This is a genomic window from Enterobacter sp. MGH 38 (assembly GCF_000492855.1).
Taxonomy (GTDB): Bacteria; Pseudomonadota; Gammaproteobacteria; order Enterobacterales; family Enterobacteriaceae; genus Enterobacter; species Enterobacter hormaechei_C.
This window is the reverse complement of the sequence record NZ_KI535607.1, coordinates 1,021,781-1,039,339: the sequence shown is the minus strand read 5'-3', so window position 1 is coordinate 1,039,339 and position 17,559 is coordinate 1,021,781. Positions and strand designations below refer to the sequence as shown.

12 protein-coding genes, 1 tRNA gene, 1 rRNA gene and 1 riboswitch are annotated in these 17,559 nt (G+C 55.6%); of the genes, 10 read left to right on the top strand and 4 right to left on the bottom strand.

The features are described 5' to 3' along the window. Nucleotides 1-12: 12 nt before the first annotated feature. Nucleotides 13-2,664, bottom strand: a complete 2,652-nt coding sequence (gene ppc, locus L384_RS15980; RefSeq protein ID WP_017383108.1) for a phosphoenolpyruvate carboxylase — start codon at nt 2,662-2,664, stop codon at nt 13-15. A 271-nt stretch (nt 2,665-2,935) separates the two neighbouring features. Then, nucleotides 2,936-4,087 (bottom strand): acetylornithine deacetylase, encoded by a 1,152-nt coding sequence (gene argE, locus L384_RS15985; protein ID WP_023323884.1) that lies wholly within the window; start codon nt 4,085-4,087, stop codon nt 2,936-2,938. Between the two features lie 88 nt (nt 4,088-4,175). Between argE and argC the strand changes: the two genes are divergently transcribed. The 4 genes from argC to oxyR all read left to right on the top strand — a co-directional run bounded on the left by argC (nt 4,176) and on the right by oxyR (nt 8,665). Beyond that, nucleotides 4,176-5,180, top strand: coding sequence for an N-acetyl-gamma-glutamyl-phosphate reductase (gene argC / locus L384_RS15990; protein WP_023323883.1), 1,005 nt, complete (start codon nt 4,176-4,178; stop codon nt 5,178-5,180). A gap of 6 nt (nt 5,181-5,186) precedes the next feature. Then, nucleotides 5,187-5,963, top strand: coding sequence for an acetylglutamate kinase (gene argB / locus L384_RS15995; RefSeq protein WP_086527949.1), 777 nt, complete (start codon nt 5,187-5,189; stop codon nt 5,961-5,963). 105 nt (nt 5,964-6,068) lie between these two features. Further along, complete coding sequence (gene argH / locus L384_RS16000; protein WP_003862053.1) at nt 6,069-7,442, top strand: argininosuccinate lyase; 1,374 nt, start codon at nt 6,069-6,071, stop codon at nt 7,440-7,442. Between the two features lie 305 nt (nt 7,443-7,747). After that, a complete protein-coding gene (gene oxyR / locus L384_RS16005) occupies nt 7,748-8,665 on the top strand; it encodes a DNA-binding transcriptional regulator OxyR (RefSeq protein WP_003862055.1) in 918 nt (305 codons plus the stop codon). Here the strand turns inward: oxyR and sthA are convergent. Further along, nucleotides 8,648-10,048: a Si-specific NAD(P)(+) transhydrogenase gene (gene sthA, locus L384_RS16010; RefSeq protein ID WP_003862057.1), complete on the bottom strand. Its 1,401-nt coding sequence runs from the start codon at nt 10,046-10,048 to the stop codon at nt 8,648-8,650. The genes oxyR and sthA overlap by 18 nt on opposite strands. A gap of 196 nt (nt 10,049-10,244) precedes the next feature. Here sthA and fabR point away from each other — a divergent pair, with 196 nt between their 5' ends. Together fabR and L384_RS16020 are read left to right on the top strand one after the other, a co-directional pair. After that, the gene (gene fabR, locus L384_RS16015; RefSeq protein ID WP_003862059.1) at nt 10,245-10,883 is read left to right on the top strand and encodes an HTH-type transcriptional repressor FabR; all 639 of its coding nucleotides are present in this window, start codon (nt 10,245-10,247) and stop codon (nt 10,881-10,883) included. Nucleotides 10,884-10,892: 9 nt separating this feature from the next. Continuing rightward, complete coding sequence (locus L384_RS16020; RefSeq protein WP_003862061.1) at nt 10,893-11,252, top strand: YijD family membrane protein; 360 nt, start codon at nt 10,893-10,895, stop codon at nt 11,250-11,252. A 90-nt stretch (nt 11,253-11,342) separates the two neighbouring features. Here the strand turns inward: L384_RS16020 and trmA are convergent, their stop codons facing one another. After that, nucleotides 11,343-12,443 (bottom strand): tRNA (uridine(54)-C5)-methyltransferase TrmA, encoded by a 1,101-nt coding sequence (gene trmA / locus L384_RS16025; RefSeq protein WP_003862063.1) that lies wholly within the window; start codon nt 12,441-12,443, stop codon nt 11,343-11,345. A gap of 104 nt (nt 12,444-12,547) precedes the next feature. Further along, nucleotides 12,548-12,724: riboswitch (cobalamin riboswitch) on the top strand. A 65-nt stretch (nt 12,725-12,789) separates the two neighbouring features. Between trmA and btuB the strand changes: the two genes are divergently transcribed. From btuB to L384_RS16045, 4 genes are all read left to right on the top strand, one after another. Beyond that, nucleotides 12,790-14,640 carry a TonB-dependent vitamin B12 receptor BtuB gene (gene btuB / locus L384_RS16030; protein WP_023323882.1) on the top strand — a complete coding sequence of 617 codons (1,851 nt, stop codon included), beginning with the start codon at nt 12,790-12,792 and terminating at the stop codon, nt 14,638-14,640. Next, entirely contained in the window at nt 14,585-15,436 is an 852-nt protein-coding gene (gene murI, locus L384_RS16035; protein WP_003862067.1) for a glutamate racemase, read from the top strand. The genes btuB and murI overlap by 56 nt, the downstream gene beginning before the upstream one ends. Before the next feature lie 386 nt (nt 15,437-15,822). Then, nucleotides 15,823-17,364 (top strand): 16S ribosomal RNA (locus L384_RS16040). 70 nt (nt 17,365-17,434) lie between these two features. Beyond that, nucleotides 17,435-17,511, top strand: a tRNA-Ile gene (locus tag L384_RS16045). The last annotated feature ends 48 nt before the right edge of the window (nt 17,512-17,559 follow it).

The window sequence follows — 17,559 nt, the reverse complement described above, 5'->3', positions numbered from 1 at the left end:
CGGCATAAAGCATTACCCAGTGTTACGCATGCCCGCCGCAACGCCCGCAATCGTCACCATCAGCGCCTGTTCAACGCGTGGATCCGGCTCTTTACCTTCCTCTTCCGCCAGACGCGAACGGTGCAGCAGTTCAGCCTGTAAAACGTTCAGCGGGTCGGTGTAGATGTTACGCAGCTGGATAGACTCGGCGATCCACGGCAGGTCTTCCATCAGGTGGGAGTCGTTAGCGATGTCCAGCACCACTTTGATGTCGCCTTCCAGCAGTTCGCGCAGCTCTTTGCCCAGCGCCCACAGCTCCGGCTTCACCAGGCGCTGATCGTAGTATTCCGCCAGCCACAGGTCGGCCTTCGAGAAGACCATCTCCAGCATTCCCAGACGGGTAGAGAAGAATGGCCAGTCGCGGCACATGGTTTCCAGTTCGCTCTGCTTACCGTCTTCCACCACTTTTTGCAGCGCCGCACCGGCACCCAGCCAGGCTGGCAGCATTAAGCGGTTTTGCGTCCAGGCGAAGATCCATGGAATGGCGCGCAGGGATTCAACGCCACCGGTCGGGCGACGCTTTGCAGGACGCGAGCCCAGCGGCAGTTTACCCAGCTCCTGTTCAGGCGTGGCCGAGCGGAAGTAAGGGACAAAATCTTTGTTTTCACGCACGTAGCCGCGGTACAGATCGCAGGAGATGTCAGACAGTTCGTCCATAATCCGGCACCAGGATTCTTTTGGCTCCGGCGGCGGCAGCAGGTTGGCTTCGAGGATCGCGCTGGTATAAAGCGACAGGCTGCTGATGGTCACTTCCGGCAGGCCGTACTTGAAGCGGATCATCTCGCCCTGCTCGGTCACGCGCAGGCCGCCTTTCAGGCTTCCTGGTGGTTGAGAGAGCAGCGCCGCGTGTGCAGGCGCACCGCCACGACCAATTGAGCCACCGCGTCCGTGGAACAGGGTCAGCTCGATACCGGCTTTCTCACAGGTTTTGATCAGTGCATCCTGCGCCTGATACTGCGCCCAGGAGGCTGCCATCACCCCCGCATCTTTCGCGGAGTCGGAATAGCCGATCATCACCATCTGTTTGCCCTGAATAAAGCCGCGATACCAGTCGATGTTCAGCAGCTGGGTCATCACGTCGTTAGCGTTGTTCAGGTCGTCGAGAGTCTCAAACAGCGGTGCTACCGGCAGAGCATAGTCAATGCCCGCTTCTTTCAGTAGAAGGTGAACGCCCAGCACGTCGGACGGGGTCTTCGCCATGGAGATCACGTAGGCGGCCACCGATCCTTTCGGCGCATCTACAATCGCTTTACAGGTGTTGAGCACTTCGCGGGTGTCATTGCTTGGCTCCCAGTTGCGCGGCAGCAGCGGGCGCTTGGAGTTCAGCTCGCGGATCAGGAACGCCTGTTTGTCGGCTTCTGACCAGCTTTCATAGTCGCCGATGCCGAGGTAGCGGGTCAGCTCGCCCAGCGCTTCGGTATGACGGGTACTTTCCTGACGAACGTCGATACGCACCAGCGGCACGCCGAAACACTTCACGCGGCGCAGGGTGTCGAGCAGTTCGCCGTTGGCAATGATGCCCATCCCACAAGCCTGGAGCGATTTATAGCAGGCGTATAGAGGCTCCCAGAGCTGTTCGTTCTGGCTCAGCAGACCTTCCGGCTTCGGCAGGCGCTGGCCTTTCAGGCGCGCTTCCAGCCAGGCCTGAGTGGCCATCAGCTGACCGCGCAGCTTTTTCATCAGGAAGCGGTACGGCTCGCTGGCGCCTTCTTCACCGGCCAGCGCGCGCAGTTCCGGCGTCGCTTCCACCATCGACAGCTCGGAGATCAGTACCTGGATATCTTTCAGGAACAGGTCGGTCGCTTTCCAGCGGCTCAGCAGCAGGACGTGACGGGTGATTTCCGCCGTCACGTTCGGGTTGCCGTCGCGGTCGCCGCCCATCCAGGAGGTGAAGCGAACCGGCACAAAGTCGACCGGCAGGCGATAGCCCAGATTTTCTTCCAGCTGTTCGTTCAGCTCGCGCAGGTAGTTGGGTACCCCTTCCCACAGGCTGTTTTCCACCACCGCAAAGCCCCACTTGGCTTCGTCGACCGGGCTTGGGCGATGCTTACGAATTTCATCGGTGTGCCAGGACTGGGCAATCAGCTGGCGCAGGCGGCGCATAAGCTGGTTACGTTCGTAGTCGGCGATGTCTTTGTTATCCAACTGCTTCAGACAGTTGTTCACTTCCACCATTTTGTGGATCAGAGTACGACGGGTGATTTCGGTTGGGTGTGCGGTCAGCACCAGCTCCAGCGAAAGGGATTCCACCGCTTTTTTGATGGTCGCTTCGTTGAGGTCGGGCTGGTCTTTGAGTTTACGAAGGGTGCGGGCAATGACTTCCGGGTTGCTGGCTGCTTCGCCTTTTGGCGAAATGCTGTGGTATTGCTCAGCGGTGTTTGCCAGGTTCAGGAACTGGCTGAAGGCGCGGGCAACGGGCAGCAGCTCATCGTTGGAGAGGTTCTGCAAGGTGGTAAGCAGCTCCTGACGGTTGGCCTCATTACCGGCGCGGGAAGATTTGGACAGCTTGCGGATGGTTTCAACGCGGTCGAGGATGTTCTCCCCCAGTGCGTCTTTGATGGTATCTCCAAGCACTTTGCCGAGCATACTGACATTACTACGCAACGCGGAATATTGTTCGTTCATAAAAACCCAGTCACCCCATCATTTTTGTTTATGCCCAGGCGAAAATCTTCTGGACATTATTTTGTCATCTCCCTTTATAAAGCCACGTAAAACCCCCGTCGTCAATTGCTGCGAAAACGGTTCAGCAGACGAATAAATGCGGGCAATTTACGAAATTTAATTCGCATTGCGTCAGATAAGAGATGCTTATGGAAATGTGACGGTGATCATGCGATTTGTTGCCCTCACCCTAACCCTCTCCCACAGGGAGAGGGGACTTTTCGGTGCGGTTTTAATGCCAGCAGAAGTGATGCACAACCTGGGTAATGAGTTCGCGGGTGGGCTTGATGAAGCGGGTTTCGAGATATTCGTCCGGCTGGTGTGCCTGGTTGATGGAGCCAGGGCCCAGAACCAGCGTCGGGCACAGCGTCTGAATAAACGGCGCTTCGGTGCAGTAGTTCACCACGTCGGTTTTCTCGCCGAGCAGTTTTTCCACTACCTGAACCAGCTGATGGTCAGGCGGGCATTCGTAGCCTGGAATCGGCGGATGCAGTTCGGAGACCGTCAGACGGCCCGGCCAGCGCTCGCTGACCGCTGCCAGCGCTTCGTTCAGTAAGCCATCCAGATCGCTCAGCGTCATACCCGGCAGAGGACGGATATCCATATGCAGTTCGCAGCAGGCGCAGATACGGTTGGACGCATCACCGCCGTGCAGGCTGCCGAGGTTAAGCGTTGGGTAAGGCACGGTGAACGCCTCGTAGTGATAGCGCTCTTTCAGATCGTCGCGCAGGGTCATGATGCGGCCAATCGCGTCATGCATCAGCTCAATGGCGTTCACGCCGCGCGCCGGATCGCTGGAGTGGCCAGACTGGCCCAGTACGCGCACCGCGGTAGAAATATGGCCTTTGTGCGCCCGAATCGGTTGCAGAGAGGTTGGTTCGCCGATGATCGCGCAGTCAGGACGAATCGATGTGTTTTCAGAGAAATAACGTGCGCCCGCCATGCTGGTCTCTTCATCGGCGGTCGCCAGAATGTAGAGTGGTTTTTTCAGCTTCGTCACGTCCACGTCACGCAGCGCGTCGAGGATAAAGGCGAAGAAGCCTTTCATGTCGGCGGTGCCCAGACCATAAAGCTTGTTGTCATGCTCGGTCAGCGTGAACGGATCGCGCGTCCAGCGGCCATCATCAAACGGCACGGTGTCAGTGTGCCCAGCCAGCAGCAGGCCGCCCGCGCCATGTCCGGTACTGGCGAGCAGGTTAAATTTGTGGCGTGTTCCGGGGACGGGCTGAACCTCAACGTTAAACCCAAGATCGCTAAACCAACCCGCCAGCAGATTGATTAAAGACTCATTGCTCTGATCCAGGGCTTCTTCCGTCGCGCTGATGGAGGGTGTGGCGATCAGGGCGCGGTAAATCTCGATAAATGGCGGTAAGTTCATTTTCATTGTTGACACACCTTAGGTCGTGATAGTATCAATATTCATGCAATAAATGTGAATAAAAATACATTAACGTTGAGCATAAAGGAACCCGATGTTGAATACGCTGATTGTAGGCGCTAGCGGTTATGCGGGCGCAGAGCTTGTAAGCTACGTAAATCGCCACCCTCATATGACCATAACCGCTTTGACCGTGTCAGCGCAAAGCAATGATGCCGGAAAGTTAATTTCCGATTTGCATCCACAACTTAAGGGCGTGGTTGATTTGCCTTTGCAGCCCATGTCTGACATCAGCGAGTTTACCGACGGCGTTGACGTGGTGTTTTTAGCCACCGCACACGAGGTCAGTCACGACCTGGCGCCGCAGTTCCTGGCAGCCGGATGCGTGGTGTTCGATCTCTCCGGCGCGTTCCGCGTTAACGACGGCGCGTTCTACGAAAAATATTACGGTTTCACCCACCAGCATCCGGATCTGCTTGAAAAAGCGGTGTACGGCCTGGCGGAGTGGAGCGCAGATAAACTGAAAGAAGCGAACCTGATTGCCGTTCCGGGATGCTACCCGACGGCGGCGCAGCTTTCCCTGAAGCCGCTGATCGACGCGGGCCTGCTGGATCTGAACCAGTGGCCGGTGATCAACGCCACCAGCGGCGTGAGCGGTGCAGGACGCAAGGCGGCGATTTCCAACAGCTTCTGCGAAGTGAGCCTTCAGCCGTATGGCGTGTTTAACCACCGTCATCATCCTGAAATCACGACGCATCTGGGCGCGGACGTCATTTTCACCCCGCATCTGGGCAGCTTCCCGCGCGGGATCCTCGAAACCATTACCTGCCGCCTGAAGCCGGGTGTGAACAAAGAACAGGTGAACGAGGTCTTCACGCAGGCGTATGCGGACAAACCGCTGGTGCGCCTGTACGACAAAGGCGTGCCGGCGCTGAAAAATGTGGTCGGCCTGCCGTTCTGCGATATCGGCTTTGCCGTGCAGGGTGAGCATCTCATCGTGGTGGCAGCAGAAGATAACCTACTCAAAGGCGCTGCCGCACAGGCAATGCAGTGTGCAAATATTCGTTTCGGCTTCCCTGAAACGCAGGCTCTTATTTAAGGTGTGATGATGAACCCATTAATTATCAAACTCGGTGGTGTACTGCTGGACAGCGAAGAAGCGCTGGAGCGCCTGTTTAACGCACTGGTGAACTATCGTGAATCACACCAACGTCCGCTGGTGATTGTGCACGGCGGCGGCTGTGTGGTGGATGAGCTGATGAAAGGGCTCAACCTGCCGGTGAAAAAGAAAAATGGCCTGCGCGTCACCCCTGCTGACCAGATTGACATCATTACCGGCGCGCTGGCGGGCACGGCGAACAAAACGCTGCTGGCATGGGCGAAGAAACACCATATCGCTTCCGTTGGCCTCTGTCTGGGCGACGGTGACAGCGTAAAAGTGACCCAGCTTGACGAAGAGCTCGGCCATGTTGGACTGGCGCAGCCAGGTTCGCCTAAGCTGATTAACACCCTGCTGGAAGGCGGTTTTCTGCCGGTGGTGAGCTCAATCGGCGTGACCGAAGAGGGCGAGCTGATGAACGTTAACGCTGACCAGGCGGCAACCGCGCTGGCGGCCACGCTGGGCGCAGACCTGATCCTGCTCTCCGACGTGAGCGGCATACTGGACGGCAAAGGCCAGCGTATTGCGGAAATGACCGCCGCAAAAGCCGAGCAGCTGATCGATCAAGGCATTATCACCGACGGCATGATTGTTAAAGTGAATGCGGCGCTGGATGCGGCCCGCACGTTGGGTCGCCCGGTGGATATCGCCTCCTGGCGGCACGCGGAGCAACTCCCGGCGCTGTTTAACGGTACGCCGATTGGTACGCGTATTCTGGCTTAAGATTCTGTGCCGGATGGCGCTTCGCTTATCCGGCCTACGTGAATTTTGTAGGCCCGGTAAGCGCAGCGCCACCGGGCAAAAATATCATCATTAAGGAAATTCGTTATGGCACTTTGGGGTGGGCGTTTTACACAGGCAGCGGATCAGCGGTTCAAACAGTTCAACGACTCTTTGCGCTTCGACTACCGCCTGGCCGAACAGGATATTGTCGGCTCTGTGGCCTGGTCCAAAGCGCTGGTGACCGTTGGCGTGCTGACCGCAGACGAACAGCAGCAGCTGGAAGAGGCGCTGAACAATCTGCTGGAAGAGGTGCGTCTGGATCCGCAGCAAATCCTCCAGAGCGATGCTGAAGATATTCACAGCTGGGTGGAAGGCAAACTGATCGACAAAGTCGGCCAGTTGGGTAAAAAGCTCCATACCGGGCGTAGCCGTAATGACCAGGTGGCGACCGACCTGAAGCTGTGGTGCAAAGAGACCGTCGGCGAACTGCTGGCGGCGAATCGTCAGTTGCAGGGCGCGCTGGTGGACACCGCGCAGAACAATCAGGACGCGGTGATGCCGGGTTATACCCACCTGCAACGCGCGCAGCCGGTGACGTTCGCGCACTGGTGTCTGGCCTATGTTGAGATGCTGGCGCGTGATGAGAGCCGTTTACAGGATACCTTAAAGCGTCTGGACGTGAGCCCGCTGGGCAGCGGCGCGCTTGCCGGCACGGCTTATGAAATTGACCGTGAGCAGCTGGCAGGCTGGCTGGGCTTTGCCTCCGCCACCCGCAATAGTCTGGACAGCGTCTCTGACCGTGACCACGTGCTGGAACTGCTCTCAAATGCGTCTATCGGGATGGTGCACCTGTCGCGCTTTGCCGAAGACCTGATCTTCTTTAACTCTGGCGAAGCCGGGTTTGTGGAGCTGTCCGACCGTGTGACGTCCGGCTCCTCCCTGATGCCGCAGAAGAAAAACCCGGACGCGCTGGAGCTGATCCGCGGGAAATGTGGCCGCGTGCAGGGTGCGCTGACCGGTATGATGATGACCCTGAAAGGGCTGCCGCTGGCGTACAACAAAGACATGCAGGAAGACAAAGAGGGGCTGTTCGACGCGCTCGACACCTGGCTGGACTGTCTGCATATGGGCGCGCTGGTGCTGGACGGCATTCAGGTGAAACGTCCGCGCTGCCAGGAAGCGGCGCAGCAGGGGTATGCTAACTCTACCGAGCTGGCGGACTACCTGGTGGCGAAAGGCGTACCGTTCCGCGAGGCGCACCATATTGTGGGTGAAGCGGTAGTGGAAGCGATTCGTCAGGGTAAAGCCCTTGAAGAGCTGGCGCTTGCCGACCTGCAAAAATTCAGCGCGGTTATCGGGGATGATGTCTACCCGATTCTGGCCCTGCAATCCTGCCTGGATAAGCGTGCAGCGAAAGGCGGCGTGTCACCGAAGCAGGTAGCGCAGGCGATTGCGGATGCGAAAAACCGGTTGGTTTAAACCGTGCGGGCTGGTGCCCTCACCCCGGCCCTCTCCCACTGGGAGAGGGAGAAAAACGGAGCCTGGCTTAGTGCTGGGCTTTTTTTTACGCAAAAAAAAGCGGACCACGGGGTCCGCAAAAGTTCACGTTGGCTTTAGTTTTTCGAGTTTTGAGAGAAACTCGCTGACGGTGCGGGGACGTCAAGGGTCAAACACGTGCCGCCTCGTCTATGTGATGTATTATTCAACAGAATGCTTGATAGGGATAATCGTTCGTTGCTATGCTATCTATCGCCATGAACTATCGTGGCGACGGAGGATGAATAATGAATATTCGTGATCTTGAATACCTGGTAGCGTTAGCTGAGCATCGCCATTTTCGCCGCGCGGCAGACTCCTGCCATGTCAGCCAGCCAACGCTGAGCGGTCAGATCCGCAAGCTGGAAGATGAGCTGGGCGTGATGCTGCTGGAGCGCACCAGTCGTAAAGTACTGTTCACGCAGGCAGGTCTGCTGCTGGTGGATCAGGCGCGCACCGTACTGCGCGAGGTCAAAGTGCTCAAGGAAATGGCAAGCCAGCAGGGGGAAGCGATGTCCGGCCCGCTGCATATTGGCCTGATCCCAACCGTTGGCCCGTACCTGTTGCCGCAAATCATTCCGATGCTGCACCAGACGTTCCCGAAACTCGAAATGTACCTGCATGAAGCGCAAACCCATCAGCTGCTGGCGCAGTTAGACAGCGGTAAGCTCGACTGTGCGATTCTGGCGCTCGTTAAAGAGAGTGAAGCGTTTATTGAAGTACCGCTGTTCGATGAGCCGATGATGCTGGCGATCTATGAAGATCACCCGTGGGCGAACCGCGATCGCGTACCGATGGCCGATCTGGCCGGTGAAAAACTGCTGATGCTGGAAGACGGCCACTGTCTGCGCGATCAGGCGATGGGCTTCTGCTTCGAAGCGGGTGCCGATGAAGATACCCATTTTCGCGCAACCAGCCTGGAAACGCTGCGTAATATGGTGGCGGCGGGAAGCGGTATTACGCTGTTGCCGGCACTGGCGGTGCCGCACGAGCGTAAACGTGATGGCGTGGTCTATCTGCCGTGTATTAAGCCGGAGCCGCGTCGCACCATTGGTCTGGTTTATCGTCCGGGGTCACCGCTGCGCAGCCGCTATGAGCAGCTGGCAGAGGCCATCCGCGGTGCGATGGATGGCCATTTTGACAGCGCGTTAAAACAGGCGGTTTAAGCCGTTCAGCGCAGCGACCCGATAAGCTTCCGCCATGGTCGGGTAGTTAAAGGTGGTGTTAACGAAGTACTCAATGGTGTTGCCACCACCTTTTTGCTCCATGATCGCCTGGCCGATATGAATGATTTCCGCCGCGCGTTCACCGAAGCAGTGAATACCGAGGATCTCTTTCGTCTCGCGATGGAACAGGATCTTCAGTGTACCCACGCTCATTCCCACGATTTGCGCCCGCGCCAGATGTTTAAACTGGGCACGACCCACCTCGTAAGGCACCTTCATGGCCGTAAGCTGCTGCTCGGTTTTGCCGACAGAACTGATTTCCGGAATGGTGTAGATCCCCGTCGGGATATCTTCAATCAGATGCGCCGTCGCTTCACCTTTCACCAGCGCCTGTGCGGCGATGCGGCCCTGATCGTAAGCGGCGGAGGCCAGGCTTGGGTAACCAATCACGTCGCCCACCGCGTAAACGTGCGGCAGCGCAGTCTGGTACATGCTGTTGACCTTGAGCTGACCGCGGCTGTCGGTTTCAAGCCCGATATTCTCCAGCTGCAATGAATCCGTGTTGCCGGTACGGCCGTTGGCATACAGCAGGCAGTCGGCTTTCAGCTTCTTACCGGATTTCAGGTGCATGATCACACCGTCATCGCAGCCTTCGATTTTCTCGTACTCTTCGTTGTGGCGAATCACCACGCCACTGTTCCAGAAGTGGTAGGAGAGGGAATCTGACATCTCCTGATCGAGGAACGCCAGCAGCCGGTCGCGGGTGTTGATCAAATCAACTTTGACCTCCATTCCGCGGAAGATCGACGCATATTCACAGCCAATCACCCCCGCACCATAAATGATCACATGGCGTGGCTCGTGGTGCAGGCTGAGGATGGAGTCGCTGTCGTAAATGCGCGGGTGCGAGAAATCCACGTCTGCCGGATGGTAAGGACGGGAGCCGCAGGCGATCACAAATTTTTCAGCGGTGAGCGTCTCAACCGAACCGTCGTGGCACTCCAGCGCCAGGGTGTGTTCATCCACAAAATGCGCGTTCCCTTGCAGAATTTCACAGTGGTTGCGCTCATAGAAACCCTGACGCATGCGCGTCTGCTGGTTAATGACCGTGTCTGCGTGATTCAGGATATCGGCAAAGGAGGAGCGAAGAAGTCGGGAGTGGTCGCTGTAAAGAGGGTTCTGGTTAAATTCGATAATGCGGCTAACGGCGTGGCGGAGGGCTTTCGAAGGGATGGTGCCCCAGTGGGTGCAACCGCCGCCGACATTATGGTAGCGCTCAATAACCGCTACTCTGGCTCCCTGTTTTACCAGACCCATAGCAGCACCTTCGCCGCCGGGGCCGGAACCAATAACTATTGCGTCGTAATCGTAGGAATGTGGCATGGCAAGGCTTACCTGTTCTTATACATAAAAGCAACAGAATCATAACATCATTGCCAGGGTAACCCAATTATCGTTGTGCTTTTTTCGGGCAGTGGAGCACAAACCGCGCGTAAACAATCATTCACAAAGTCAGGTAAACAGATTAATTTTATTCTCTGGTATAGTGCCAACGGGCCTTTGGAAGGATTCAACTATCGTGATGGGCGTAAGAGCACAACAAAAAGAGAAAACCCGGCGTTCGCTGGTGGAAGCCGCATTCAGTCAACTGAGTGCTGAGCGGAGTTTTGCCAGTTTGAGCCTGCGTGAAGTGGCGCGCGAGGCCGGGATTGCGCCAACGTCCTTCTATCGTCATTTCCGTGATGTGGATGAACTGGGCCTGACCATGGTCGACGAGAGCGGTTTGATGCTGCGCCAGCTTATGCGTCAGGCGCGTCAGCGTATCGCCAAGGGCGGCAGCGTGATCCGCACTTCCGTGTCGACATTTATGGAATTTATCGGCAATAACCCTAACGCGTTTCGCCTGCTGTTGCGTGAGCGTTCCGGAACGTCAGCCGCGTTTCGTGCCGCCGTCGCGCGTGAAATTCAGCATTTCATCGCGGAACTTGCCGACTATCTTGAACTCGAAAACCATATGCCGCGTGCGTTTACTGAAGCACAGGCTGAGGCGATGGTGACGATTGTGTTCAGCGCGGGTGCTGAAGCGCTGGATGTCAGCATTGAACAACGTAAGCAACTCGAAGAGCGACTGGTATTGCAGCTGCGGATGATTTCTAAAGGCGCGTACTACTGGTATCGCCGTGAACAAGAGAAGTTGGCACATCAAAACGATGAGTGAAGGTGAGTAATGAAACAGTCAGGTCAGGATAAAGGAACGCTGTTGCTGGCATTGATCGCTGGCTTATCCATTAATGGTACGTTTGCGGCGGTTTTCAGCTCAATTGTACCGTTCTCGATTTTCCCGATTATCGCGCTGGTGCTGACGGTGTACTGCCTGCATCAACGTTATCTGAACCGCACGATGCCAGTTGGGTTACCGGGACTGGCCGCAGCCTGTTTTATTCTGGGTGTATTGCTTTATAGCACGGTGGTGCGCGCGGAGTATCCGGATATTGGCTCTAACTTCCTGCCTGCGGTACTGTCTGTGGCGCTGGTGTTCTGGATTGGCTCTCGCATGCGTAGCCGCAAGAGCGAGTTGCCGGAGTAGAGAAGGGTTTTGTAGTCGTTGTAGGGCAGGTAAGCGAAGCGCCACCTGCCAAAAAATGCCGGATGGCGCTACGCTTATCCGGCCTAAAGATTATCGTGCAGTAAGCAGTACGCCGCACTCCATATGGTGCGTATACGGGAACTGATCGAACAGCGCCAGACGTTCAACCTTGTGCGTCTGGCTTAATGTTTCCAGATTCTTGCACAGCGTCTCCGGGTTACAGGAGATGTACAAAATACGCGGGTACGCCTGCACCATCTTCTCGGTTTCGCTGTCCAGGCCACTGCGCGGCGGATCGACAAAAATTGTCTCACACTGGTAGCTCTTCAAATCAATCCCTTGCAGGCGGTTAAACTCGCGTACGCCGTTCATCGCCTGGGTAAACTCTTCTGCCGCCATACGAATAATTTGTACGTTATCAATATGGTTAGCGGCGATGTTGTACTGCGCGGCTGCCACCGACGGTTTGGCGATTTCCGTCGCCAGCACGCGTTCGAAGTTACGCGCCAGCGCCAGCGAGAAGTTGCCGTTACCGCAGTAGAGTTCCAGCAGATCGCCCTTAGACCCTTCCGTCGCCTTCAACGCCCACTCCAGCATCTGCACGTTCATGGCGGCATTCGGCTGGGTGAAGCTGTTCTCCACCTGACGGTAAACCATCTCTTTTCCTGCCACCGGCAGACGCTCGTCGATGTAATCCTGGTCCAGCATGATTTTGGTTTTGGTCGCGCGGCCAATCAGATGCACGTTGATATTCTGCGCGCGCAGCGCATCGCGCAGGGCTTCTGCCTGCTCGCGCCACTCGTCAGTCAGTGCTTTGTGATAGAGCAGAGAAACAATGGCCTGATTGCTTTGGGTGGTCAGGTAGTCAATCTGGAACAGCTTGTTGCGCAGTACCGGATTGTTGCGCACACCGTCGATCATCAGCGTCATCAGCTGGTTGATAAGCTCACTCGCCGCCGGAAAACTGTCTACGCGAATACGGGATTTCGTCTGCTGATCGAAAATGATGTGGTACAGGTCATCGCCATCGTGCCAGATGCGGAACTCAGCGCGCATACGGTAGTGGCTGACCGGAGAACGAAACACCTCGGGAACGGGCGCGTTGAAAGGCGTCATCATACTTTGCAGGCGGACAACTTTTTCTGCCAGCTGTGCGTCGTACTGTTCTGTCGGGAGGTGTTCGGGGGTCATGATGCGTCCTGAGTGATAAAGAATTACGCGGGGATTGTAGGGATTGTGCAGTGGATGTCCAGATTTAATGGCTAATAGCTATCTGGACATCTATACGTGTCTAATTGTAGCATTCTGTTTCCGGTCTCCTTAGAGTGAAAAGGGAATCCAGTGCAAATCTGGAGCTGACGCGCAGCGGTAAAGACTGGCGGGATGAGAGTTGTAGACACTGTGAAAATGGGAAGTCTTCATCCGTATAACGCCACCCAGCCCGAAGACCTGCCGGGATCACGTCGCATTTGGTTTCATCATCGCGTGCTATCGGTGAGGCCTGCGGCATCCTTCTTATATTGTGGATGCTTTAACAATGATTAAAAAAGTATCGCTGTTGACGGTGTTTTCCGTCACGGCATTTTCGGGCTGGGCGCAGGAAAGTGCCGACTCGTTGGTGGTGACAGCAAACCGTTTCGAACAACCAGCAAAAACCGTTCTGGCTCCGACCTCCGTCGTGACGCGTGAGGATATTGAACGCTGGCAGGCAACGAGTGTTGTGGAAATCATGTCACGCCTGCCGGGTGTGGACATCGCACAAAGCGGCGGGATGGGGTCGACCTCTTCAACGTTTATTCGCGGTACGGAATCCCGCCATGTTCTGGTACTGATTGATGGTATCCCTCTGAATAATGCCGGGATCAGCAACGTTCCCGATTTAAGCCAAATTCCGACGTCGCTGATTCAGCGTATTGAGTACATTCGCGGCCCACGTTCGGCGCTGTATGGCTCCGACGCGATTGGCGGTGTGATTAACATCATTACCGGGCGCGACAAGCCGGGTGCGGAAATTTCTGCGGGTGTCGGTTCAAAGGGGTATCAAAACTATAACGGTGCCTTCCAGCAGGTGTTCGATAAAACCAAAATCACCATGGCCGGTGATTATACCTATACCCGTGGTTTTGATATTGCCGCAAAAGATGCCCCGCGCCAGCCAGACCGCGATGGTTTTATGAGTAAATCGCTGTTTGGCTCGGTGGAGCAGCAGTTTACCGACAGCGTCAGCGGATTCGTCCGTGGCTTTGGCTACGATAACCGCTCCGCGTATGACGGTTACGATCACTATGGCGCGACCGGCATTGATGGGCGGCCGGACACGCGTCAGGTTTACAGCCAGAACTGGGACACCGGGTTGCGCTATAACCAGGGTATTTTCCAGTCACAGCTGGTGGCAGGGTATGGCCGTAGCAAAGATCAGAACTATGATCCGAAAAAAGGCCGCTACGCTGACTCCGCAACCATGGATGACGTGAAGCAGTACACCACCCAGTGGCTGAATACGGTTGAAGTGGGGCACGGCAATATCGGCGCGGGTCTGGACTGGCAGAAGCAGAAAACCCAGGCGGGTACGGGCTATCTGGAAAAAGGTTACGAACAACGTAATACCGGCGTGTTCCTTTCGGCGATGCAGCAGTTCAACAGCGTGACGCTGGAAGCGGCGGCGCGTAATGACGATAACTCTAACTTTGGCAATCATGCCACCTGGCAGACCAGCGCCGCATGGGAGTTCATCGACGGGTATCGCATCATCGGTTCTTACGGCACAGCGTATAAAGCGCCAACCATGAGCCAGATCCACAGTAAGGATTACGGCAATCCGGACCTGAAGCCAGAAGAGAGTAAGCAGTGGGAAGGTGGTTTTGAAGGCCTGACGGGGCCGGTAAACTGGCGTGTGACGGGCTATCGTAATGATATCGATAACCTCATTAATAGCGACCCACGGACTTACCGTTATTACAACGTCGATGAAGCCCGTATTAAAGGAATCGAGGCGACGGCCCAGTTCGACACTGGCCCGTTAGGGCATCAGATTTCTTACGACTACGTCGACCCGCGTAATGCGAAAACTAACGAAGTCCTGGCTCGTCGCTCAAAGCAACAGGTTAAGTATCAGCTTGACTGGCAGGTGTGGGATCTCGACTGGAATCTGGCGTACCGTTATCTGGGCACTCGCTATGACGTTGCCGTTGATCCGAATACCTATGCAACAGAACGCGTGAAAATGGGCGGCGTCAGCCTGTGGGACGTCGCGGTTTCATATCCCGTCACCTCTCATCTCACAGTTCGTGGTAAAATAGCCAACCTGTTCGATAAAGATTACGAGACAGTTTATGGCTACCAAACTGCAGGACGGGAATACACCTTGTCTGGCAGCTACACCTTCTGATCCGCGTCCCACCGTGCTGGTGTTTGATTCCGGCGTCGGTGGGCTTTCGGTCTATGATGAGATTCGGCAGCTCCTGCCGGATCTCCATTACATCTACGCCTTCGATAACGTCGCGTTCCCGTATGGGGAAAAGAGTGAAGACTTTATTGTTGAGCGTGTGGTTGAAATCGTCACCGCGGTACAAAAGCGTTATCCTCTGGCGCTGGCGGTCATTGCCTGTAATACGGCAAGCACGGTCTCTCTTCCTGCCCTGCGCGAAAAATTCCCGTTCCCGGTTGTGGGCGTTGTGCCGGCAATTAAACCTGCTGCGCGTCTGACGGCGAACGGCATCGTGGGTTTGCTGGCGACGCGTGGTACGGTAAAACGTCCTTATACGCGCGAGCTTATTGAGCGCTTTGCCAATGAATGCCAGATCGCCATGCTCGGTTCCGCGGAGCTGGTGGAAATGGCGGAAGCGAAGCTGCACGGCGAGACGGTCTCGCTTGAAGAGCTGCGTCGTATTCTGCGTCCATGGCTGCGGATGCAGGAACCACCGGATACGGTTGTTCTCGGCTGTACCCATTTCCCGCTATTACAGGAAGAGCTGTTAAAGGTTCTGCCTGAAGGGACCCGGCTGGTGGATTCCGGTGCTGCGATTGCGCGTCGGACGGCCTGGTTGCTGGAACACGAGGCGCCGGATGCGAAATCCGCTGATGCGAACATCGCTTTTTGTATGGCGATAACAAAAGAAACTGAACAACTTTTGCCCGTTTTACGTCGTTATGGCTTTGAAACGCTCGAAAAACTGGCGCTGTAGCACGGTTTTGAGCAAAAAAGAGACGGTTGAACGTTTTTTTTCAAAGAGGGGTTGTCAACGTCTGAGAACTCCCTATAATGCGCCTCCACTGACACGGAACAACGGCTTGCAAGCCGCCGGGGCAGCGGGGTTCAGAGATGAACGCCAACAGAAAAAAGTGAAAATAATTGCTTGACTCTGAATGAGGAAAACGTAATATACGGGACCTCGCAACGATGTGCTGAAAGCCGCGTTGCAACTGCTCTTTAACAATTTATCAGACAATCTGTGTGGGCACTCAAAGTGACATGGATTCTTAACGTCCTCGGACGAAAAATGAATACCAAGTCTCAACGAGTGAACACGTAATTCATTACGAAGTTTAATTCATTGAGCATCAAACTTTTAAATTGAAGAGTTTGATCATGGCTCAGATTGAACGCTGGCGGCAGGCCTAACACATGCAAGTCGAACGGTAACAGGAAGCAGCTTGCTGCTTTGCTGACGAGTGGCGGACGGGTGAGTAATGTCTGGGAAACTGCCTGATGGAGGGGGATAACTACTGGAAACGGTAGCTAATACCGCATAACGTCGCAAGACCAAAGAGGGGGACCTTCGGGCCTCTTGCCATCGGATGTGCCCAGATGGGATTAGCTAGTAGGTGGGGTAACGGCTCACCTAGGCGACGATCCCTAGCTGGTCTGAGAGGATGACCAGCCACACTGGAACTGAGACACGGTCCAGACTCCTACGGGAGGCAGCAGTGGGGAATATTGCACAATGGGCGCAAGCCTGATGCAGCCATGCCGCGTGTATGAAGAAGGCCTTCGGGTTGTAAAGTACTTTCAGCGGGGAGGAAGGCGATAAGGTTAATAACCTTGTCGATTGACGTTACCCGCAGAAGAAGCACCGGCTAACTCCGTGCCAGCAGCCGCGGTAATACGGAGGGTGCAAGCGTTAATCGGAATTACTGGGCGTAAAGCGCACGCAGGCGGTCTGTCAAGTCGGATGTGAAATCCCCGGGCTCAACCTGGGAACTGCATTCGAAACTGGCAGGCTAGAGTCTTGTAGAGGGGGGTAGAATTCCAGGTGTAGCGGTGAAATGCGTAGAGATCTGGAGGAATACCGGTGGCGAAGGCGGCCCCCTGGACAAAGACTGACGCTCAGGTGCGAAAGCGTGGGGAGCAAACAGGATTAGATACCCTGGTAGTCCACGCCGTAAACGATGTCGACTTGGAGGTTGTGCCCTTGAGGCGTGGCTTCCGGAGCTAACGCGTTAAGTCGACCGCCTGGGGAGTACGGCCGCAAGGTTAAAACTCAAATGAATTGACGGGGGCCCGCACAAGCGGTGGAGCATGTGGTTTAATTCGATGCAACGCGAAGAACCTTACCTACTCTTGACATCCAGAGAACTTTCCAGAGATGGATTGGTGCCTTCGGGAACTCTGAGACAGGTGCTGCATGGCTGTCGTCAGCTCGTGTTGTGAAATGTTGGGTTAAGTCCCGCAACGAGCGCAACCCTTATCCTTTGTTGCCAGCGGTTAGGCCGGGAACTCAAAGGAGACTGCCAGTGATAAACTGGAGGAAGGTGGGGATGACGTCAAGTCATCATGGCCCTTACGAGTAGGGCTACACACGTGCTACAATGGCGCATACAAAGAGAAGCGACCTCGCGAGAGCAAGCGGACCTCATAAAGTGCGTCGTAGTCCGGATTGGAGTCTGCAACTCGACTCCATGAAGTCGGAATCGCTAGTAATCGTGGATCAGAATGCCACGGTGAATACGTTCCCGGGCCTTGTACACACCGCCCGTCACACCATGGGAGTGGGTTGCAAAAGAAGTAGGTAGCTTAACCTTCGGGAGGGCGCTTACCACTTTGTGATTCATGACTGGGGTGAAGTCGTAACAAGGTAACCGTAGGGGAACCTGCGGTTGGATCACCTCCTTACCTTAAAGAACCTGCCTTTGCAGTGCTCACACAGATTGTCTGATGAAAAACAGCAGTAAAAAACCTCTACAGGCTTGTAGCTCAGGTGGTTAGAGCGCACCCCTGATAAGGGTGAGGTCGGTGGTTCAAGTCCACTCAGGCCTACCAAATTTTTGCTGATGCTGCGTTGCGGCGACACTCACATACCTGAGTATG